Source organism: Streptococcus sp. 1621 (assembly GCF_013276615.1).
GTDB lineage: Bacteria > Bacillota > Bacilli > Lactobacillales > Streptococcaceae > Streptococcus.
In genome coordinates this window covers 1-3,822 of sequence record NZ_VMLJ01000050.1, presented here as the reverse complement: position 1 = coordinate 3,822, position 3,822 = coordinate 1, and the positions used below count along the sequence as shown (strand labels likewise).

The 3,822-nt window shown below is 38.0% G+C and carries 5 protein-coding genes; 3 read left to right on the top strand and 2 right to left on the bottom strand.

Annotated features, from left to right (window positions below; genetic code table 11):
- Window positions 1-97 precede the first annotated feature (97 nt).
- Together dhaQ and dhaS are read right to left on the bottom strand one after the other, a co-directional pair.
- The gene (gene dhaQ / locus HT697_RS09705) at window positions 98-1,087 is read right to left on the bottom strand and encodes a DhaKLM operon coactivator DhaQ (RefSeq protein ID WP_023936903.1); all 990 of its coding nucleotides are present in this window, start codon (window positions 1,085-1,087) and stop codon (window positions 98-100) included.
- Window positions 1,084-1,614, bottom strand: a complete 531-nt coding sequence (dhaS, locus tag HT697_RS09700) for a dihydroxyacetone kinase transcriptional activator DhaS (protein WP_173217888.1) — start codon at window positions 1,612-1,614, stop codon at window positions 1,084-1,086. The genes dhaQ and dhaS overlap by 4 nt, the downstream gene beginning before the upstream one ends.
- A gap of 153 nt (window positions 1,615-1,767) precedes the next feature.
- On the opposite strand from dhaS, the gene dhaK reads away from it, so the two are divergent.
- Genes dhaK through dhaM form a run of 3 tightly spaced genes read left to right on the top strand, consistent with a single transcriptional unit; the run spans window position 1,768 to window position 3,728 of the window.
- Window positions 1,768-2,757 (top strand): dihydroxyacetone kinase subunit DhaK, encoded by a 990-nt coding sequence (gene dhaK, locus HT697_RS09695; protein WP_173217886.1) that lies wholly within the window; start codon window positions 1,768-1,770, stop codon window positions 2,755-2,757.
- 21 nt (window positions 2,758-2,778) lie between these two features.
- Complete coding sequence (dhaL, locus tag HT697_RS09690; protein ID WP_024057029.1) at window positions 2,779-3,354, top strand: dihydroxyacetone kinase subunit DhaL; 576 nt, start codon at window positions 2,779-2,781, stop codon at window positions 3,352-3,354.
- Window positions 3,354-3,728 carry a dihydroxyacetone kinase phosphoryl donor subunit DhaM gene (gene dhaM, locus HT697_RS09685; protein ID WP_077805073.1) on the top strand — a complete coding sequence of 125 codons (375 nt, stop codon included), beginning with the start codon at window positions 3,354-3,356 and terminating at the stop codon, window positions 3,726-3,728. The genes dhaL and dhaM overlap by 1 nt, the downstream gene beginning before the upstream one ends.
- Window positions 3,729-3,822: the final 94 nt, after the last annotated feature.

Sequence of the window (3,822 nt, the reverse complement as noted above, 5' to 3'; positions counted from 1 at the left end):
CGGCTAGTTTCCTAGTTTGCTTTTTGATTTTCATTGAGTATAAGATAAAAGCAAAGGGCTATCAAGTGATGTAGCCCTTTTGAGTTATACAAGCAAATTACCATGCAAAAGCTGTCGTTGGAGCATTGAGCGCTTCTAACCATTGCTTATTTTTTACAGGGCAAAGAGTTACGGATATACCTGCCATATCTAGACTGGTCATAAATGTTCCTGATTTTATAAAGGTAATAGTGACTCCTTCAATTTCTAAGAGTTGAAGGATGTCATTGATAAATATGCCCATTTCTAGGTTGGTAGTAGTACCTAGATTATTTACAAGCAATATAAATTGATCACCCTTTTTCCAATGATAGTGCAATCTTAATTTACTTATAATTTCATTTGCAAGGATTTCCGATGATTGGAATGGGACGATACGATAGCCTTCTTCGCCATGTATCCCAATACCATAAGAAATATTTCCTTCTTCCAAGTTAAATAGTGGAAGGGGGGCTTGGGGGAGACTAGCAGCTTTCGTTGCAAAGCCAATTGTTGCGATTTCGGGAGCAAGTTCATGACCTAAATCAGTTAGTTGCTCTATGTCGGCACCATTTTGAGCTGCATATCCTAGGATTTTATGAAGTAAGATTGTCCCTGCAAGTCCCCTTCCTCTAATTTGAAATCTATTGTGAGGTTCAATAGAAATATCGTCGTGTGCTAGACTATAGCCGACTTTAATTCCTTCTTGTCTAGCGGTGTTAATGGCCCAGCTAAATTCTTTGATGTCTGCTTCGAAATTTTTTACAATGATGAAGACACCGTGACCATTGTTTAAAAAACGAATGGACTCTAAGATTTCAGTTCTTGTAGGTGGAGTAAATAATTGGCCATAGATAGCAGCAGTAAGCATTCCTTCTCCCACATATCCAATATGCGCAGGTTCGTGACCGGAACCTCCACCCGACAAGATTGGAACCTGATGAGGATTTCGATTTTTTTGATAGACTAATGGTAAAGTAGGGTGTTTTTCTAATTCGGGATGACTGCTAACAGTTGCTGAAATGTAACTTGAAATAATTTTCTGTTTATGATTTGAAATAAATGTCATTGTGGTCTCTTTCCAATAATTGTCATGATTAGAAAGTCTGGTTGTGGAACTGGACTTTTTTTATTGACGTAAGCCTTCACGATTTCTGCTAGAGCATGTGAATGATAGTCTAACAAAAAACAAGTATAAGCAGATGAATCAATATCAATCTGACCATATTCTCTTAAAATTTTTGATACAAGCAAGCGACAGTAGCTGATAAAGTGGTCATAGAAGTTATTTTGCCCTTGAATATCAAAAAGTTGAATATAAAAGTCACGCTCTTGTTCGAAATAAAGAAATAGTTCTTGTAATAGTTTTTGGCCCGAAATGAAGTCCAAGTTATTGGTGATATACTCGGTTAAGTCATTTTCAAATATCCAGTCTAGCAGTTCATATTTGTCAAGAAAGTGATTATAAAAGGTCTGTCTACGAATGCCAGCTGATTCCATGATATCTACAATGGAGATTTTGTCAAATTCTCTAGTAGCTAATAGGTCTCTAAATGCCTTGGCAATCCGTTTTTTTGTAATAAGTGATGATGCCATAGGAAACCTTTCTTTTACTTACTTCATTTTACCAAAAAAATGTTTTAAACGGGTTTAAAAGGGGACAAATAATAGAATCTGTCCCTTATCATCCAGCGATAAAAAATATATAATGAAAGCGAAAACAAAGGTAAATACCGAAAGGAGTTTCTCATGAAAAAAATTATAAATGAACCGACACAAGTTGTTGATGAAATGTTGCAGGGATTGTCATTCATGCATGATGACTTGGTAGAACGCTTAGATGGTTTTGATGTCATCGTTAGAAAGGCAGAAAAGACAGGAAAAGTTGGACTCATTTCTGGTGGAGGTTCAGGACATGAACCAAGTCATGCTGGATTTGTAGGAGAAGGAATGTTGTCTGCTGCCATTTGTGGAGCAGTCTTCACTTCACCTACTCCGGACCAAATTTTAGAAGCCATCAAGGCGGCTGATGAAGGTGCTGGAGTTTTCATGGTCATCAAGAACTATTCTGGTGACATTATGAACTTTGAAATTGCACAAGAACTTGCTGAAATGGAAGGTATTGATGTAGCAAGCGTTGTAGTCGATGATGATATTGCTGTTGAAAATAGTCTCTATACCCAAGGTCGTCGAGGTGTTGCAGGTACTATTTTAGTCCATAAAATTTTGGGTAATGCGGCTCGTTCTGGTAAATCATTATCTGAAATGAAGGACTTGGCCGACAAACTTGTCTTAGAAATTAAAACAATTGGATTAGCTCTATCTGGCGCTACTGTTCCTGAAGTTGGGAAACCAGGATTTGTTCTAGAAGATGATGAATTTGAATATGGAGTTGGTATTCACGGTGAGCCAGGATATAAAAAAGAGAAAATGCAACCTTCCGCACAATTGGCCTCAGAATTGGTTGAAAAACTATCTGAAGGTTTCCAACTTAAAGCTGGTGAACGCTATGGCCTTCTCATCAATGGTTTAGGAAGCACTCCTCTTATGGAGCAATATGTATTTGCAAATGATGTGGCTAAATTACTCCATGAAAAAGGTGTTGAGTTGGCATTTAAGAAAATTGGAAACTATATGACCTCAATCGATATGGCTGGTTTGTCATTAACATTGATTCGATTGGCAGATGATGAGTGGTTGGATGCTCTAAATGCACCTGTTACTACTCCAGCTTGGTAAGACTCAAGGAGGAAATGTTGCATGAATGCTGAACAAGCTCTTGAATGGATGAAGCTTTTTAATGAAAAGATTCAAGAACAGAAAGATTATCTTAGTGAGCTAGACACCCCTATAGGAGATGGAGACCACGGTGGAAATATGGCGCGTGGCATGGCTGCAGTTATGGAAAACTTAGAAGGAAAGCAATTTGAGACCAGCAGTGATGTTTTTAAACTTGTCTCAATGCAACTACTGAGTAAGGTAGGCGGTGCTTCTGGTCCCTTGTATGGCTCTGCTTTTATGGGCATGGCCAAGGCTGATTCAAATTCGAAATTAGAAGAAATCTTACAAAGTGGTTTGGATATGATTGTCAAACGCGGGAAAGCAGAAGTTGGAGAAAAGACAATGGTTGATGTTTGGACTCCTGTTATTGCCGCCTTGTCTGATGGCCAGTTGACTCAAGAGGTTATTGATCAGGTAGTGAATGCTACCAAAGATTTACTTGCAACTAAAGGAAGGGCATCTTATGTAGGAGAACGTTCTCTTGGACATATTGATCCTGGATCATTCTCATCAGGATTACTCTTTACTGCTCTTTTAGAAACTGGGGTGGTTTAATGGGAAGTATTGGTCTTGTTATCGTTTCACATTCCAAACACATTGCAGAAGGTGTTGTTGAACTGATTAGTGAAGTAGCTAAAGATGTTCCGATTACTTATGTAGGAGGAACCGAAGATGGAGGAATTGGAACGAGTTTTGATCAAGTAGATAGGGTTGTTTCCGAAAATCCAGCAGATACTTTATTAGCCTTTTTTGACCTAGGTTCTGCTAAAATGAACTTAGAAATGGTGGCTGATTTCAGTGATAAGAGTATCAGGATCAATAGGGTTCCAATTGTAGAAGGTGCCTATACTGCAGCTGCTCTTCTTCAAGCTGGTGCAGAACTGTCAGTTATTCAAACACAGTTGTCGGAGCTTGAAATCAATAAATAAGGAATTTTACTATAACTCTTTTTATAGGTGGGCTATTGATTATCTCAACTATCAAAGTTTAATACTCAATGAAAATTAAAGAGCAAACTAGGAA